Annotated in this window: 19 protein-coding genes; 2 read left to right on the plus strand and 17 right to left on the minus strand. The window is 51.4% G+C overall.

Going from position 1 to position 16473, the window contains the following annotated elements; translation table 11 throughout:
* Window positions 1–73 precede the first annotated feature (73 nt).
* The 10 genes from rpsA to ACI1P2_RS13340 all read right to left on the minus strand — a co-directional run bounded on the left by rpsA (window position 74) and on the right by ACI1P2_RS13340 (window position 7559).
* Complete coding sequence (gene rpsA, locus ACI1P2_RS13295) at window positions 74–1291, minus strand: 30S ribosomal protein S1 (RefSeq protein ID WP_355320340.1); 1218 nt, start codon at window positions 1289–1291, stop codon at window positions 74–76.
* Between the two features lie 89 nt (window positions 1292–1380).
* On the minus strand, window positions 1381–1968 hold the full coding sequence (locus tag ACI1P2_RS13300; protein ID WP_355320341.1) for a lysophospholipid acyltransferase family protein: 588 nt from the start codon (window positions 1966–1968) through the stop codon (window positions 1381–1383).
* A 3-nt stretch (window positions 1969–1971) separates the two neighbouring features.
* Complete coding sequence (gene cmk / locus ACI1P2_RS13305) at window positions 1972–2673, minus strand: (d)CMP kinase (RefSeq protein WP_355320342.1); 702 nt, start codon at window positions 2671–2673, stop codon at window positions 1972–1974.
* A 138-nt stretch (window positions 2674–2811) separates the two neighbouring features.
* On the minus strand, window positions 2812–3006 hold the full coding sequence (locus tag ACI1P2_RS13310; protein WP_355320343.1) for a hypothetical protein: 195 nt from the start codon (window positions 3004–3006) through the stop codon (window positions 2812–2814).
* 74 nt (window positions 3007–3080) lie between these two features.
* On the minus strand, window positions 3081–3731 hold the full coding sequence (locus ACI1P2_RS13315) for a flagellar brake protein (RefSeq protein ID WP_355320344.1): 651 nt from the start codon (window positions 3729–3731) through the stop codon (window positions 3081–3083).
* Window positions 3732–3894: 163 nt separating this feature from the next.
* The gene (ypeB, locus tag ACI1P2_RS13320) at window positions 3895–5274 is read right to left on the minus strand and encodes a germination protein YpeB (protein WP_355320345.1); all 1380 of its coding nucleotides are present in this window, start codon (window positions 5272–5274) and stop codon (window positions 3895–3897) included.
* Window positions 5275–5354: 80 nt separating this feature from the next.
* Window positions 5355–5552, minus strand: a complete 198-nt coding sequence (locus ACI1P2_RS13325) for a hypothetical protein (RefSeq protein WP_408976221.1) — start codon at window positions 5550–5552, stop codon at window positions 5355–5357.
* 15 nt (window positions 5553–5567) lie between these two features.
* Window positions 5568–6263 carry a glutamic-type intramembrane protease PrsW gene (gene prsW, locus ACI1P2_RS13330; RefSeq protein WP_355320347.1) on the minus strand — a complete coding sequence of 232 codons (696 nt, stop codon included), beginning with the start codon at window positions 6261–6263 and terminating at the stop codon, window positions 5568–5570.
* A 119-nt stretch (window positions 6264–6382) separates the two neighbouring features.
* Window positions 6383–6997: a genetic competence negative regulator gene (locus ACI1P2_RS13335; protein ID WP_355320348.1), complete on the minus strand. Its 615-nt coding sequence runs from the start codon at window positions 6995–6997 to the stop codon at window positions 6383–6385.
* 193 nt (window positions 6998–7190) lie between these two features.
* Window positions 7191–7559 (minus strand): hypothetical protein, encoded by a 369-nt coding sequence (locus ACI1P2_RS13340; protein WP_355320349.1) that lies wholly within the window; start codon window positions 7557–7559, stop codon window positions 7191–7193.
* 93 nt (window positions 7560–7652) lie between these two features.
* Between ACI1P2_RS13340 and ACI1P2_RS13345 the strand changes: the two genes are divergently transcribed.
* Window positions 7653–8567: a polysaccharide deacetylase family protein gene (locus ACI1P2_RS13345; RefSeq protein ID WP_355320350.1), complete on the plus strand. Its 915-nt coding sequence runs from the start codon at window positions 7653–7655 to the stop codon at window positions 8565–8567.
* 128 nt (window positions 8568–8695) lie between these two features.
* Here ACI1P2_RS13345 and ACI1P2_RS13350 read toward each other — a convergent pair whose 3' ends face one another.
* Together ACI1P2_RS13350 and ACI1P2_RS13355 are read right to left on the minus strand one after the other, a co-directional pair.
* Complete coding sequence (locus tag ACI1P2_RS13350) at window positions 8696–9034, minus strand: hypothetical protein (protein ID WP_355320351.1); 339 nt, start codon at window positions 9032–9034, stop codon at window positions 8696–8698.
* The gene (locus tag ACI1P2_RS13355; RefSeq protein WP_355320352.1) at window positions 9031–9633 is read right to left on the minus strand and encodes a type II CAAX endopeptidase family protein; all 603 of its coding nucleotides are present in this window, start codon (window positions 9631–9633) and stop codon (window positions 9031–9033) included. Before ACI1P2_RS13355 ends, ACI1P2_RS13350 begins: the two co-directional genes overlap by 4 nt.
* Before the next feature lie 592 nt (window positions 9634–10225).
* Here ACI1P2_RS13355 and serA point away from each other — a divergent pair.
* Window positions 10226–11818, plus strand: a complete 1593-nt coding sequence (gene serA, locus ACI1P2_RS13360; RefSeq protein ID WP_355320353.1) for a phosphoglycerate dehydrogenase — start codon at window positions 10226–10228, stop codon at window positions 11816–11818.
* A 361-nt stretch (window positions 11819–12179) separates the two neighbouring features.
* Here serA and ACI1P2_RS13365 read toward each other — a convergent pair whose 3' ends face one another.
* The 5 genes from ACI1P2_RS13365 to ACI1P2_RS13385 all read right to left on the minus strand — a co-directional run bounded on the left by ACI1P2_RS13365 (window position 12180) and on the right by ACI1P2_RS13385 (window position 16454).
* Window positions 12180–13595, minus strand: coding sequence for an ATP-binding protein (locus ACI1P2_RS13365; protein WP_355320354.1), 1416 nt, complete (start codon window positions 13593–13595; stop codon window positions 12180–12182).
* Between the two features lies 1 nt (window position 13596).
* Window positions 13597–14313: a response regulator transcription factor gene (locus ACI1P2_RS13370; RefSeq protein ID WP_355320355.1), complete on the minus strand. Its 717-nt coding sequence runs from the start codon at window positions 14311–14313 to the stop codon at window positions 13597–13599.
* A gap of 147 nt (window positions 14314–14460) precedes the next feature.
* A complete protein-coding gene (locus ACI1P2_RS13375; RefSeq protein ID WP_355320356.1) occupies window positions 14461–15207 on the minus strand; it encodes a pseudouridine synthase in 747 nt (248 codons plus the stop codon).
* 81 nt (window positions 15208–15288) lie between these two features.
* Window positions 15289–15819, minus strand: a complete 531-nt coding sequence (locus ACI1P2_RS13380) for a spore maturation protein (protein ID WP_355320357.1) — start codon at window positions 15817–15819, stop codon at window positions 15289–15291.
* A gap of 14 nt (window positions 15820–15833) precedes the next feature.
* Window positions 15834–16454 (minus strand): nucleoside recognition domain-containing protein, encoded by a 621-nt coding sequence (locus ACI1P2_RS13385; RefSeq protein WP_355320448.1) that lies wholly within the window; start codon window positions 16452–16454, stop codon window positions 15834–15836.
* Window positions 16455–16473: the final 19 nt, after the last annotated feature.

Raw genomic sequence — 16473 nt, forward strand, 5'->3', positions numbered from 1 at the left:
TGCAACAACAATCGGCGAACCCTCTGGGTCCGCCGATGGTGTACGTTCATGCGTTATATTGCTGCTTGCCCAATCACTTGAACTTGTTCAGCTTATCGCCAAAGCGTTCTCCAAGAGTAACGCTCATGCCTTCATTGTTCAAGGACACATTCGGGTTGTTCAACTGCTCTCTAGGAGCGCGGTCACGCGATCTTTCAGATCTTTCAGCTCTAGGCGATGGTGCAGGCGCTTCTTCCGTTTCCTTGATGCTCAGGCTGACACGCTTCTCAGCCGGATTCATTTCCAGAATCTTCGCTTTCACTTCTTGTCCTTCTTCAAGCACTTCCTGAGGAGTTCCGATATGCTTGTGCGAGATCTGGGAAATGTGAACCAGTCCTTCTACACCTGGTGCGATTTCAACGAAGGCTCCGAAGTTGACGAGACGTCTTACTACGCCTGTCACAATATCTCCGTTGTTGAATTGTCCTGCAGCGGTTTCCCACGGACCTGGTTGAGCTGCTTTCATGCTCAGGCTGATTTTTCCTTTTTCAGGATCAACCTTGAGTACTTTCACCTTAACCTGTTGTCCTTCGGATACGACGTCGGAAGGCTTGTCAACATGAGTCCAGGCAATTTCGGAAACGTGAACCAGTCCGTCTACACCGCCAACATCAACAAAGGCTCCAAACTGGGTCAGGCGCTGAACTGTACCCACAATCTCCTGGCCTTCCTGCAGCCCGGACATCACTTTTTGCTTGTTCGCCTCATATTCAGCTTCCAGCACGTCTTTTTGGGAAAGAATGACCTTGTTGTTTTCACGGTCCAGCTCTTTCACCTTAACGCGTAATGTACGCCCTTTGTAATCGCTGAAATCTTCGACAAAATGACGCTCCACCATGGAAGCTGGAATGAATCCGCGCACACCTACGTCGGCTACAACGCCGCCTTTTACAACATCGGTTACGGTAACCTCGAACACATCCTGGTTATCGAAAAGCTGCTGCAGCTTCTCCCATGCATTCTCGCTGTCAATGGCACGCTTGGACAAAACCAGCTGCTCTTTGTTGTCGTTGATGCTTACAACCTTGGCTTCGATTTCTTGTCCGACCTGCGGTTCTTCTTCAGCGGAAGACAGTTCGCGAACTGGAATTACACCATCGTATTTATATCCAATGCTTACTACCGCTTGGTTATCTTCCAGCTTCACGATTGTCCCCTTGACGGTATCCCCTTTTTTGAGCGATACCATTTGGTCCAGCTCGTCTTGAGTTGCCGCTTCAGCAGCTTCTTGATTTCTTGTTTCTTCCGACATGTCAATACCCTCCTCAATTCAAAAACACCTTTATTCAAACCTGCGTGTAGCAGAGTTCAAAACATTCATGCATGCCCAGACTGTCAAGCTCAGCTCTGTGTCGGCTGGCCGGTCTCTTTCATCGTGCGGATTCTGGACATAATGCCTTCGGTTGCCAGCTCCAAAGGATCGCCTTCCACAGCCGCCTTGTACTGCTCCAGGTCAACCGGCTTTCCGTAAATGACCTTTGTCTTCCGGAACAGCTTATAGTCGCCCACGATCGCTACAGGCACGGCGGCGGCACCGCTGCGAAGCGCAAAGCTTGCAGCCCCTTTCTTGCCCATTCCCTGGGCATTCCGCGACCCTTCCGGAAATATGCCCATAACCTCTCCATCACGTAAAATCGTGAGGGCCAGCTTGATCGATTCCTTGCTCACTCCGCCCCGCTTTACCGGAAAAGCTCCAAGCTTCGCGATCAGCGGTCCAAGGACCGGAACATCAAAAAGCTCGGCTTTGGCCATAAAGCGAACCTTTCGGTTCAGCAGGATACCAACAGTGGGCGGATCAAGGTTGCTGATATGATTGGAGCAAAGCAGCACACCACCTTCGGCCGGCACATTCTCCTTGCCGATCGCCTCCAGTCTGAATAGGAAACGGTACAGTATGCGCAGAATTCCGCTGCACAATTGATAAATCATTGCTTAATCTCCCCATCCTATCGCCGTTTTGCAGTAGGATACGATCGTATCGACAACCTCGTCAATACCCATATGCGTCGTATCCAGCATAATGGCATCTTCGCTGCGACGAAGGGGCGAAACTTCCCTTTCTTCGTCCAATTTGTCCCGAGCCGCAATATCGCGTTCGAGCTGCTCCAGCGTGATGTCAGCCGCTTCCCGCAATTCTTTGAATCGGCGAAGAGCACGTTCCTTGACGCTGGCGGTCATGAATACTTTCAACTCTGCGTCTGGCAGCACGGTCGTACCGATATCACGGCCGTCCATGACTACACCCTTGCGTTCCGCCATCCGGCGCTGGCCTGACGTTAAATGCTCCCGCAGACCCGCGATACTGGCATACCTGGATACGTTGCCGGTGACGTCCAGCGAACGAATCTCCACGGTGACATCCACTCCGTTGCAGATCACCTTTTGCCCGGACGGGTCCGGTTTTAATTCAATCACCATTTTGGGTACATGTTGAAGCACTTCCCGGACATTTTCCGGAGAAATCTTATGTTTCATCAAATACCAAGTCGCTGCCCGGTACATGGCGCCAGTGTCCACATATACATAAGATAATGCTTCAGCTACCCTGCGGGCAACCGTACTTTTGCCTGCCCCGGCAGGCCCGTCAATGGCGATGTTGATTTTCCCGTTCGATGCCGTACTCTGCCTTGCCAACGGGGCACCCTCCTCAACCCTGAGCCTCAATAAAAAAGCAGGCATTGCCTGCGACGTGAAAATTATACCACACCTAGCACGATGATGCAAAAACAGGCCTCTTGAAAAAACCTGTCAAAAGTCACAGGAAATGCTTGATTATAGCCCGTTTGCGTCAAGCGGCCATCCTTCCATGTCGGAAATAGGCGAGATATGCCTCGCGGCAGCGGGGATGTGAAGCAGCAGTTGAGCGCACAGCATAACAACGGTTAGCAGCGCCAGTAGACCCAGCAATCCCAGCGGCAAAAGCCGATACAACTTCTGGGCAATCCGGCGCATATTGTTCTTATTCAATGGGCCACCTTCCGTTTTTTGCTTTTATTTTTCCTCCATCCCGGAAAATTACTCTCCCCACCCGCTCATTTTTACTACCGCTGCTCCAGCTGCTGTTCAAAGCAGTACCTGATGACCTTCTGCCGTTCATGGTCCGGGATTTTTTTGTAGGCCGCCATGATCTGGCTTGTCCCGTTCTCCTGCCCGACGACCCTCACAATTTCCGCATCAAAGCTAACGTGCTCCCTTGTGCCGTTCCTGTAAGGCACCAGCAGCCAGCATTTGAGGATCCAGCCTGCCTGCATTGCAATGTCGGGCCTGGTGTAAAAAGATACGCCGCCCCCGCCTACGTCAATCGTATGAGCCAGGAAATGAACGGCTTGCTCCTTGGACTGAACTGCGATTTCCAGTGAGGCCGGAACCCGTAAATAGCTGCGCCGCTGGACCTTTGTGATTTCATGTTCCAGCGGCTTGCGAATATGAATCAACTGCACCCTGTCTTTTCCAAAGCCGGTAACATGGGAATTAAAATAATGCCTCAGCCCATTCTCATTTACATACACGACGGACAGCTCGTCACCGAGATGCAGCATCTTCATCTTTCCGGTTTCCACATGGATCGGTATTTCGATCAGATAGTTGTCTTCTTTCATATCCATGATTCTGGATCTATAATCAAATGTCTCCGTCTTGTCGTCTGAAGAAGCCAACTGAAAAAACAGCATATCCGTTATTTTGGGCAACATCCCTGCCACCATCCTCATCCTGCGATAATCTTCATCGTTGATATAACCCCGCCATTATACCATGACTTTTTTACCGGCAGATGAAATTTTTCACGAAACGGACGGCTTGCAAAATAAACAGCCCCCTGAACGATCAGGAGGCTGCCGGAAATGAATGAAAGGCCTAGCTTACACGCTGTTTATTATGCTGATCCTTTGTAAAATTGTCATCCGCATCCTTGACTTCCTCGATCTTCTCTTCTTCCCCCGTATTCGCATTAATGTAAATCCGGTACACCGAGCCGTTGATCCGACCGCCGAATTCATAACAGAGAACGTGCTTGGACAGCTCATTTTCAATGACGGCCTTCCGGTGATACATCTCCTTGAAACCGGGATTGAGGAATTTGCGGGCTTGAGCCAGACTCAGCTTTGCTTTCTGCGGTTTCTCGGCATTTTGATGCTCATAGATATAATCGCTTGCCTGCAGACCGATCACTTCTCCATTGTCCAGAGCCGAGCGGACCGTAACTTTTTCCGGGTAAATGAGCGTATCCCCTTCGGTCGGCGCAAAAGTGATGTTGGCCATATTATCGTATTCATCATAAGCAACAGGCTTCATTCCCTTATAGCCTTTCTGGCTAAGGAAGGAATTCGCCTTGGTAATCGCCTGCTTGCGATCCGTTGCTTTTTTGCCTACAGGCCGCTGATCGCTGTAGGAAATGAGCAGACCGCCGTTGTGAGTAAAATCCATGCTCTTTCCGCCGCCGTTTTTTGCATTAACAACAGCGGTGTAGGAAGGCCACTCTGTATTCTTGCCGTTTTCAACGACCTTCACCTCTTCCGGTCTGGAGGCGGCAAACCTGGCCGCTTTTGCCCGGATATCCTGCGGCGAGGTCGGCTTCAGATTTAGCATTTTAACGGACCGCTTATCATACATACTGGCAATGGAGGGTCCCCAGTCGAGCTCGGAGTACTGCTCCACCTTTTTATCCACCGTCTTGAAGCCGTCAATAATGGTATTGTCCGCAGGCTGCTTCTCTGTGGCGATGGCCGACTCCACATCCATCCAGCGCAGGTTGTGGGCCAGCACCTTGCTCTGCATTGCATGCAGATCCTTCGAAATGTCCTTGGAATTTTCATAGAGCACTTTGAGGTTTTTCAGCTCCTTCTCGCTCAGCGGCTCCTTGCTCAAATCCCGGACAGAGGTCTGGTAAGCAAAATTGGACATCCGTGAAAGCAGGTCCTCCGCGTGATTGAACGAGGCCAGCGACAGCGGGAGCTGGTTGACCTCATTCTGCGCTTCGCTTGTGAGCCTCCATACGTTAACCAGGCTTTTACGATGCATTCCTTTAGAGGTTGAATTCACCGCAATGGCATTGCCAAGCTGGGAATGCAGCTGGTCCATATGGTATGACAAATCATGAAAAGCGCGCTGATACTGGTTCTCCGCCTTGATCAGCAGCGAATTCTTCTCCTGATTCTCCTGATATCCCCATACTAATGCTCCAACCAGCAAAACAGCTGCAACAGGGAACAAAAAAGCGCTTATTCGCTTATACATCGTGAGAGTCTCCTTTCATCAGGTACACTAACCATAGTGTGACAAGATGACAGGACTCTTATGCATGGGCTTTGGGCAGCCTACAATGCCTCTTCTTCGATGATGAATTCATCCACATTATCGCACAGACAGCGCTTGAATCCGGTTTCAATCCGATCCGTTTCTCTGCGTCCGCGCAGCACAAACTTTTCTCCACACCGCTTGCAGTAAATTCTTACTTTAACACGCATAAAAAAACACACCTCCGTCATCAGGCTCAGAGCCCATATGTCAGACAAGTGTGTCCAATTTTGTTACAAATTAACCTCTTCCTCAGGTTTAATCAACCGGAACGGGGAGCGGCTGTTCGCTCTTGCGAGTTTGCCCATGCCCAAAAACCAGAGCAGCAGCATCAGAGGCACAATGAACCAGATCCAATCGTGGGTCAGCGTATTCAGGATAATATCGTAAAGACCGTGCCAAAACCACGGGAACAGCAGCGAAAGCGCAAGAAAGAGCTTGCTGCTTCGGCCTGTCGAGAACTTGGCCCGGCCGAGATAATAGCCCATAATGATGCCGAACATGGCGTGCCCTGACACCGGCAGCAGCGAACGGATGATCAGCGTGCCGATGGATGAATAACCAGCCCAGGCATACAGCAGGTTCTCTACGGTCGCAAATCCAAGCGAAACGGCTGCGGCATAGACGATCCCGTCATAAGGCTCATCAAATTCTGTATGATTATAAATGATGTGATACACAACAAACCACTTCAGAAACTCTTCGACCCCGGCCGATATGCCAAAGGAAGCAAGCAGCGTATGGTCGCCGAGCCAGATCGTCAGCCCCCGTTGAAAGATCATGACCGGAAGCACGACGAGAAAGCCCAGCAGAAACACCTTGATTACCATATGCAGCGGCTCGGAGTCATATTTGTCCTTGAGATAAATATACGTCAGTAGAGCGATACCCGGCGCAATCGCTGCCGCCAGTACCGATAACAGGAGCACCGTCATCCCTCCAAAAAAAACTGCAGCCGGCCCGTTTGTCCCAGGGCCGGCTGTCGTTCAATAATACTGCAGCAAACGGACCGTCAGGGTCTTCTGCTGCAGCTTACCGGAGTACCGGATTAGCCGCGGCTGTCAAAATGCGAGCAGATGGTTTCCACTGCATTCTCAGCCATGACCAGCTTGCCATACTCTTCAAGCACCGCCGGAGTAAGGGAAGAGGCTTCCCCGAATTCTGCCAGCACCGCAATGAGCGCGGCATGCCGGTCTTCATCCACTTCCTCCGGCTCCAGATATAGAACCCATTTTCCTTTATAGTGATACAGCTTACCTGCCTCCGTAATATTGCTGCGGAGCATGTGAGCCGCTTCAATTAGCACCTCGAAATCGCTGAAGGCGTAAATGATGGAATCACTTTGTTCAAGGGTGACCTCCATCTCATATACTTCTTCAGGCAGCTCATCATCGGATCCCGAAACGTATTGCTGGTGATCGTATTTCCCCCGGGTTACGATAACGACCATGCCTTGAGCTGGAAGCGCGAATACTTCAACGGCTAACGGACCCGTGGCGTCAAAGCCGAGCTCGCTGTATGCCTGATCCATCATTTCAGTGAACAGCTCATGCACCTTCGGAATCTCCTGCCACATGTCCTCCCTCTGTATGCCACGCTCGCTCAGATCGTCAAATGTAAGGAAAATCCGTATCTTGTCCTGGCTTAATCTTTCTATTTTCATACTGGATCCTCCTCTGCAACCGAGTATTATAAACAGAATATGATGCAACAAAGACACCTGTGATGAAAATGGTTCTATGTAGATATGTTATCATTTTATACCCTCAAATGCACGCAATAAAAACGACAAAAAAAGAATCATTTGCACAGCCCGAAAAAAAGCCGCGGAAATGATTCTTTAACAGGCATGCGGTTTATATTCCCGGTACCGCTGTATGAGTTTCTTTAAGGATCTGCTCGACCTCACGCTTGACATCAGGACTGTTGCGGATAAACTCCTTCAGCATTTTAATGTTTTCCGCTTTTTCGCTGCTGGAGTAGCCTGTTTTCTTGGCCTTGTCCCCATCATGCTTTTCTTGCTTGGTCAATGAAGCTCCCAGATCTGTCCCCCCAATACCGGGAAAAGCCGCATCCATCAGTTTGTGTCTTGCCCTTTCCATCATCCTGCCGGCATTGCCTCCATTGCGGTTCATGCCCAGCATAGCGGATCCGCCGTTTCTGGACATCAGCGAGGTGGCGGCTGCTCCCAGAAGCACACCCAGAAAAAATGAAGAAGTTTTCACAATATGGACCTCCTTTTGTGATAAGATCGTCCATAGTGTTCTCTGGAGCCAGGGAACTCATGCGGTATAAATACAGGAAAGAGTGATGCACACATGAGCATGAAAGCGGCAGCAGTACTGCTGACCTCCAGCCTTTTGCTCGGGGCTTGCGCTTCCACTGCGGAATCACCTGCCCCGGCCGATTCTGCACCGCCATCCGCCCGGAATGAAACGAGCAAATCTGATGCGGCAGAGCAGACACCCCCCTCATCCGGAACGGATGCATCTGCCGGCAGCGGAGCACCCGTACAGGGGAAGGATAAGCCGACAAAAGAAGGCACCGGCAGCGAGGCTGTTCCTGGCGCCGATGAACAGCCTCAGAAGCTGTACCGGATGAACAGCGCCTATAATATCGTCCCCATCAAGGAAGACGGCACGGAGAAAAAAGTCGTGCTTCTGACCTTCGATGACGGACCGAAAGACCAGGCCATGGTTGATTCCCTGCTGAATACCCTCGATAAGCATAAAGCAAAGGCCATATTTTTTGTGAACGGGTATAGGGTTAAGGAGCACCCCGAGCTGCTGAAGCAGATTTTTGAACGGGGCCACATGATCGGAAATCACAGTTATGACCACATTATCCTGAAAAATGAGCCGATAGCCAAGGTGCGGAAACAGGTTAAAGACGTTCAGGAACTGGTGAAGGATACCATTGGGACTGCACCGGTCTTTTTCCGTCCTCCCAACGGAGCCGGCGGAGATGTGGGACATCAGGTGGCCAAGGAGGAGAACCTCCTGTATATGACCTGGTCCAACGGCTCCCTGGACTGGACCATGAAAAAAAGCGATCCGAACAAAAAACAGGCCATTATCAAGAATGTGATGGATCAGCTTCATCCGGGAAGCAATATTCTGATGCACGAGCTGCCCTGGACCGTGGAAACGCTGGACGAGCTGCTGACCAAGCTCGAGCAGAAGGGATATTCCTTCGTGGACCCCGGCAGCATTGACACAGAGGCGTCTGAATAACGCTTATCTGCAAATGTCTGGCAAAACGTCCATCGTCGTACAAAGAACCAGCCAGCTTTTACTGACATCTTCAAACGAAAGAACCCCGCTCTATACGAGACGGGGTTTTTCTGTAATGTATTCAGGCATCAGGGTTTGCTCGACAAGGATGACATAATGACCCGCAATGGGGGGGCGCCCTCGATACCCCACCAAAGAAGCGCCGCTGTGATAAGTATGAATAAAATGCTCAAAAAGTTCATAAACCACTTGCTTACACGGATGCGTCGTGACGGAAACAGCTCCGTCCGGGAAACATGCACTTCCCCCCCGGCAGCTTCCTCTTCCGTAAGAGGCACCGTGTCCGTATAAGCGGCAGTGTATGCTTCCGCCTTGGCTGGCTGCTGCTTTGTTTCCTTTTGAGCTTTTTTCGGCTTCCTGTTGCGGCGTTTCCCGTATTTTTCTACTCTGCTTAGTTCCTTGTTCATGACTCCCTCCGAAAACGCAGCGCCAGGCCGGATATAAGGTCTATAACAAAATGGCACACGATCGGCGCCCACAGGCTCCCGGTCTGTATATAGATGTAACCCAAGCCATAGCTGCTTAAAAACACCCACCCGGTCGGAATCCAATGCTTTAGGTAGCGGATATGAATCAGGGCAAATATGATGCTCGTCCAGTACGGACCGAATGCGTATTGGATCGCTCCCCTGAAGAGAAGCTCCTCACAAACGGCAACAACAGCTGCAATACATACGATATGCCAGACCGGCCTGTTGCGGAACAGCATGCGATTGATTCCCCCGTCGTCCATGGCGTCTTCCGGCATCACAGACGAAATCAGCAAATCAACCAGCAGCATCAGTGCGGCAAGGCCCAGCCCCCACCATAAAAAGCCCATGCTTGGAGGTAAAGCCAGCACTGCAGGAACGCTGCGTCCCTGTAAAAAAATCCACACCGCTCCGATCACAAGGGTCAGCAATTGGGTGAGATAAAGATTGAACAACAGCAGACGGTCATTAAGCTCCTGCGTTTCCGCTTTTCTGAGCCTCAGCTTCTTGATGTTCTTCAGGTTTAGTTTTTTCATTATTTCCTTCTCGGTCCTCTGCTATTTATTCATTTAGCATCATAGCCAATTTCCCATAATGATTCAAGGCATCGCTATACCTGATCTGTCGTGCCGACATGCACTCCAGAGCCCTCAGGCGGCAAGTCTTTTTGCCTATTGACATGCTCATGTAAGCCATGATACATTATGAAAAAATTTATTTGTAAGCATAGACTTTGACGGAGAGAAGGCGCTGCAGGTTCTTTCAGAGAGCCGGTGGATTGGTGCAAACCGGCGGCAGGCGGCATCCCTTTAGCGCTCCTGAGTTATTGCTTCGAAATTTTCGGCTTCTGCTGAAAATAGTAGGCGCAATCGGCGGAAGGCCGTTATCCTTCAGGTCATTCAGACCGTTAAGGCTGTCCGTTGCGAAACGGCTGCGAATTAGGGTGGTACCACGATAACTCTCGTCCCTTACTATGGATATAGTATGCGGATTGGGAGTTTTTTTAATGCCTTGGCATCCCCGTGCCGTATCTACAGCGCCGTCAGCCGGGTAACCGCCCTTCGATCCTTTGGTACTGTAATGCGCCAATGTATCTCACAGCAATATCATTTGAGGAGGAAACGCGAAATGTACAAAGTGCTAGTATCGGATCCGATCAGCGACATGGGGATTCAGCAGTTGATGGACGCAAGTGATGTGACAGTGGATAAAAACACAGGCTTGACCGAAGATGAGCTTGTTGCCATCATCGGGGAGTACGACGCGCTGCTTGTCCGCAGCCAGACGAAGGTTACCGAGCGTATCATGTCCGCAGGCACCAGACTTAAAGTGATCGGCAGAGCCGGCGTCGGGGTCGATAACATTGATCTGGAAGCCGCCACTCAGCGCGGCATTATCGTCATCAACGCCCCGGACGGCAACACCATCACGACGTGCGAGCATACCTTTGCCATGATGATGGCCCTGGCCCGCCATATTCCGCAGGCCTATGCGAAGACGGTCGGCGGCACCTGGGACCGCAAATCCTTCCTCGGGGTCGAGCTGCGCAACAAGACGCTGGGCGTTCTGGGCATGGGTCGGATCGGCAGCGAGGTGGCCAAGCGCGCCAAAGCGTTCGGAATGAACATTCTCGGCTATGATCCTTTCCTGACTGAAGAGCGTGCCGAGAAGCAAGGAGTCAAGCTGGCGAGTGTTGATGATATTGTCCGCAATGCCGACTTCATTACCGTTCACACGCCTTTGACACCGGAGACACGCCATATGATCTCCAGACCGCAGTTTGAGGTCATGAAAAAAGGAATGCGGATCATCAACTGCGCGCGCGGTGGTGTAATCGATGAACTCGCGCTTGTGGAGGCCATCAATGAAGGCATCGTCGCCGGTGCGGCATTTGACGTATTCGAATCCGAGCCGCCTGCTCAGGATCATCCATTCCTGAATCATCCGAACATCATCGTAACTCCGCACCTTGGCGCATCAACGGTGGAGGCACAGGAAAATGTAGCTATTGATGTGTCCGAACAGGTTCTTCATATCCTGCGAGACGAGCCGTTTAAAAATGCGGTCAACATGCCGCCTGTCGCACCTAGCGTGATGAACAAGCTGCAGCCTTATTTCAGTCTCGGTGAGAAGCTCGGCAGCTTTGCCGCCCAGATCACCACACAGGCTGTGCGCGAAATTCATATCGAGTATGCCGGCGACCTGTCCGAGGACGACACCCAGCCGTTGACACGTTATATCCTCAAGGGCGTGCTGCGCCGCCACCTGGGCAGCGATGTGAATATCGTCAACTCGATGCATCTGGCCAAATCGCGAGATGTCGGCTTTGTGGTGACCAAGGCTCCCGCAACCAAAGGTTTTACGAACCTGATCAGCGTTACCCTGAAAACCCAGCCCGGTGAAGAACGCCGTGTGGCAGGCACCCTGCTTGCCGGTTATGGCGAGCGTATCGTCAGACTGGACCAATTCCCGGTCGATGTCGCGCCGGAAGCTCATCAGGTGCTGGTCTCTCACAATGACAAGCCAGGCATTATCGGCCGCGTCGGAACCCTGCTCGGACAAAATGATGTCAACATTGCATCGATGCAGGTCGGCCGGAAAGTGATCGGCGGCGAAGCCATCATGATGCTGACCGTGGACAAAGCCGTCCCTAAGCAAGTGCTCATCGAGCTCGCCGGCCTGTCTGATGTGAATTCCGCTCAGGAGATCGTGCTGGAGTAGTTGTTGTTTGTTATTTCATTAACTAAAGGTCGAGAACCGGAGCTATCGGTTCTCGACCTTTTCTACTACCCCAATCAAATGGCAAATGAAATGGCCACTTGACCCTCATGAGGGAATATGCAGCACGTAGCAGCGGAGAGGACGAAGCAATCCCGAAAAAGCGAAGCGTTCGCCTTTGGCCCGAAGGGTCAACAGCGATTGTAGGGATGCTTCGTTCTCGGAGCGCATCCCAAGCGCAAAAGAACCTCTCCAGGTCAACGGATCTTTCATTCTGCCATGTTCCACGATGAACAATTTTTTATTTTAAATTTCAACAAAAAAATCGGATTTCGGCATTTTCAGATCTATTTCCGCGTCTTTCTTACTTCACAGGCAGAGTAATGGTAAACTCAGAGCCCTGTCCGATGACACTCTCAGCGGTAATGGTGCCATGATGCGCCTCCACGATATTACGGACAATCGCAAGGCCAAGCCCCGTTCCGCTTTCCTCGCCACGTACCCGCGCTTTATCCGCTTTATAGAAGCGTTCGAAGATATAGGGCAAATCCTCGCTTGGTATGCCCACACCCTCGTCCCGAATACGGATGATGATGGATTCTCCATCGGCAGTCCGCCCGGCATGCATATAGATGTGCTTGCCGCCCGGCGTATGTCTGAACGCATTATCAAGCAGATTGGTCAGCACCTGCTCCAGCCTGTCCTCGTCCGCAGCAGGCAGCAGAAGGGGAGCACCCGTGATACGGTATTCAAGCAGCAGGTCCCGTTCTTTGGAACGAACGGCAAATTTGCGGTGAACACGTTCCATCAGCTCATCCACCCGGACCGGACTGCGGTCAATGTCGATGTGTCCGGCCTCCATTCTCGTCAAATCCAGCAAATCCTTAACAAGCCTGCCCATCCGCAGCGACTCGTCATGGATAACCTGGATCAATTCCTCTGTTTCTTCCGGCGAACCAGCCATACCGTCCAGCAATGCTTCACTGTAGCCCTGCATCATGGACAGCGGCGTACGGATTTCGTGAGAGACATTGGCCACGAAATCGGCGCGTACCTTTTCCATTCGTTCCTCTTCGGTTACATCGCGCAGAACGGCCACCGCCCCCCGGATCATATCATCCGTATACAGAGGAGCCATCTGAACGGACCACACTCCTTGCTTCACATGCACCTTCGCCCCCGCATCCTCGCCGCTCTCCATCACCTGCTCAAACAGCGGCTGCAGCGGCTTGGGAACAGCATACCGCCCTTCCTCATTCCCGCCGTCCTCCCATTTCACTCCCCGCCAGCTGGCGACGGTCTGCTGTCCGGGAGGGTTGGTCAGTATAATTTCTCCGTTACGGTTAAAGGTAAGCACAGCATCGGTCATGCTGCGCAGCACACTGGACAAGTGGTTCTTCTCCGCATTCAGGCTGCGGACGGTCGATTCCATTTCGGCGGCCATATGATTGAATGTGGTAGCCAGAGCGCCTATTTCATCGCTGCTGACCACCGATACCCGTCTATCATACCGGCCCTTGCGGATCGCATCTGCCGCTTGAATGAGCTGCTGCATGGGCTGCGTAATTTTGGTGAATAAAAACAGGGCGAAAAACGTCGTCAATAGAAAACCGACAATGCAGGCGTACGTAAATAACCGTTTAATGTCCGACGATTCCGCAGCGGCGAAATTGGTATCAATATAAGGAAGCAAAAATAATCCCAGGAAAATAAGCACACAGCCGACCAGGCATATGATCGTGATCCACAATTTGCCGACGAGCGATCTCCAGAAGCTCAATTTATTTCGGGACCTCCAGTTTATAGCCTACTCCCCAGACGGTTGTGATCATGCCTGCCGCCTCCGGCGATACTTTGTTCAATTTTTCACGCAGACGTTTAACATGGGTGTCCACGGTTCGTAAATCACCGAAAAATTCATAATTCCACACATCTTTCAGCAGCTCTTCCCGGGAAAACACCTTATCAGGTGAAATGGCCAAATAATGAAGCAGCTCATATTCCTTGGGCGTAAGACTGACTTCCCTCCCTCCGGCCGTTACACGGTGGGCGTCATTCTCAATCACGAGATAAGGAAAAACGATGCTGTTGCTTGGCGTCGTCTCTTTCGTTAAAAACGCCGTTTCCGATGATCTCCGCAAAATGGCCTTGACCCGGAAGATGACTTCGCGCGGGCTGAATGGCTTTACGACATAATCATCGGCGCCTACCTCAAAGCCCTGTACACGATTAGCTTCTTCACCCTTCGCTGTCAGCATAAGAACGGGAGTAGCTTTTACCTGCCGCAATCGGCTGCACACCTCTACCCCATCCATGCCTGGCAGCATGACGTCAAGCAAAATGATACTGTAATCGCTCGCTGTCGCTTTACGCAATGCGGTCTCGCCATCCTCAGCCTCATCAATGGCGTAGCCTTCTTTCTCAAGATACATGCGCAGCAGCCTTCTGATCCGTTCCTCATCATCAACAACCAGAATGCGGTTATTTTCTTCCGACATATCCAACAACCCCTTATTATGGTAAATGCCTGCATGGGCAGTTTACAAACCACTTTCTCTATTGTACTATTTTCCGGGATTAGGTCAAATTCAAAAGAAAACAGAGGCTGTTCGCCTCTGTTCTGCCTTTTTTATCACAAAAATACGCTACTTCGTTCTCTGACGCTTTTTTTCTGATTTAGCCAGCTGAGTAAGTCGGTTTACCTCGTCTTTGGTTAGCGGCCTGGTCAGTCCCCGCTTCAGATTTTGCAAAAGAAGATCCCCGAAGGCAATCCGCTTCAGCCGGATGACCGGATGGGAAATCGCTTCAAACATCCGTCTGACCTGACGGTTGCGGCCTTCATAGATGGTGATCTGAATCACGGATTCTTTGCCGTCCGGATCCACATCCTTGTACTCCACTTCGGCCGGGGCGGTCATTCCGTCCTCAAGCTGAATCCCCTGCCTCAGTTTGTCCAGCTCCGTTCCGTGCGGAACTCCTTTCACGGTCGCTAAATACGTTTTGGGCACATGGTGCCGCGGATGCGTAAGCAGGTTGGCGAATTCTCCGTCATTGGTCAGCAGCAGCAGCCCTTCAGTGTCATAATCCAGTCTGCCTACAGGGTAAACCCGTTCTTTGATACCCTTTAAATAATCTGACACAATTTTGCGCCCTTCCGGATCGGAAGCGCTCGTAATGACGCCTTTAGGCTTGTTTATCATCAGGTATACTTTCTGTTCCGTTTTAATCGGCTTGCCGTTTACCGTTATGATATCCTGAGCGGGGTCCGCTTTCGTGCCGAGCTCCGTAACGGTCTCCCCGTTAACCTCCACTTTGCCCGCAAGAATGAGCTCTTCGCATTTGCGCCGGGACGCCACGCCTGCCTGGGCAAGAATTTTCTGTAATCTCTCCATGTTCGTGATTTCACCTCATGCTAATGATACCCAGTAGGACCCAAAATCACAAGCTGAAATCCGGAAGGAGCTTGACAGCGCTCAAAATACGAGCAGACATACGGCAATCGCCGCCGCAAAACCCACAAAATCCGAAAACAATCCGACCTTCAGCGCATACCGCCCGTTGCGGATGCCGACAGCTCCAAAATAAACAGCGATAACATATAAAGTTGTATCCGTGCTGCCCTGAATGGTGGAAGCCATGCGCCCGATCATGGAGTCGGGGCCATAGATGCGAATTAAATCTGTCGTGTAAGCAAGGGAGCCGGAGCCTGTCAGCGGCCGGAGCAGACCAAGCGGCAGCACCTCAGGAGGAATATCCCATAAGCGGAACAGTGGCGTAAACCAGCCCAATATAAAATCAAGCGCTCCCGATGCCCGAAAAACGCTGATCGCCACCATCATGCCGACCAGAGGGGGAATAATGCCGATGGCCGTCGAGAAACCGTCCTTGGCTCCTTCTGTAAAGGATTCGTAGACCGGTACCTTCCTCATATATGCGTAAAGGGGAATGAACGCCAGAATGATAGGAATGGCCCAGACAGAAATCAGATTTATGAATTCGAGCATGGAGGCTTCCCCTTTCACATAGACTTGCCTGTCGGCTGTGTTGGAACAGGCGGTTGTCGCCGCAGCCGTTTACGGAACCAGCGGTCTGCGGCGACCGCCGCAAAGGTAGCAATGGCTGTAGCTATAAGCGTGGTGCCGACAATTTCAGCGGGCTGTGCCGAATGGTAATTCATCCGGATCGCAATGAGTGTTGTCGGTATGAGCGTAATACTGGCCGTATTCAAAGCAAGCAGGGTACACATGGCAGGAGTGGCCGTATGTTTGTCCGGATTAAGCTTCTGCAGCTCCTGCATCGCTTTAAGCCCCATGGGAGTCGCCGCATTCCCCAGTCCGAGCAGATTGGCGCTCATATTGGATAAAATATAACCCATCGCCGGATGATTCCGCGGCACATCCGGGAACAGAAAGCCTATGACTGGCGCAAGCATCCTGGACAGCTTCTCCATAAGTCCTGCATCCTCTGCGATCTTCATCATACCCATCCAGAATACCAGGACGCTGATCAGGCCGAAGCATACGGTGACAGCGGAGGCAGCCCCGTCAAAGGCCGCCTTGGTTACAACATCCATCTTTCCCTGCACAGCCGCAAATCCGACGCCAACAACAATCATGGCCATCCAAATCAAATTAACGATGAGATTCACCGCCTTTCAG

The sequence above is a fragment of the Paenibacillus jiangxiensis genome (assembly GCF_046098255.1).
In the GTDB taxonomy this organism is placed as follows: Bacteria; Bacillota; Bacilli; order Paenibacillales; family Paenibacillaceae; genus Paenibacillus; species Paenibacillus jiagnxiensis.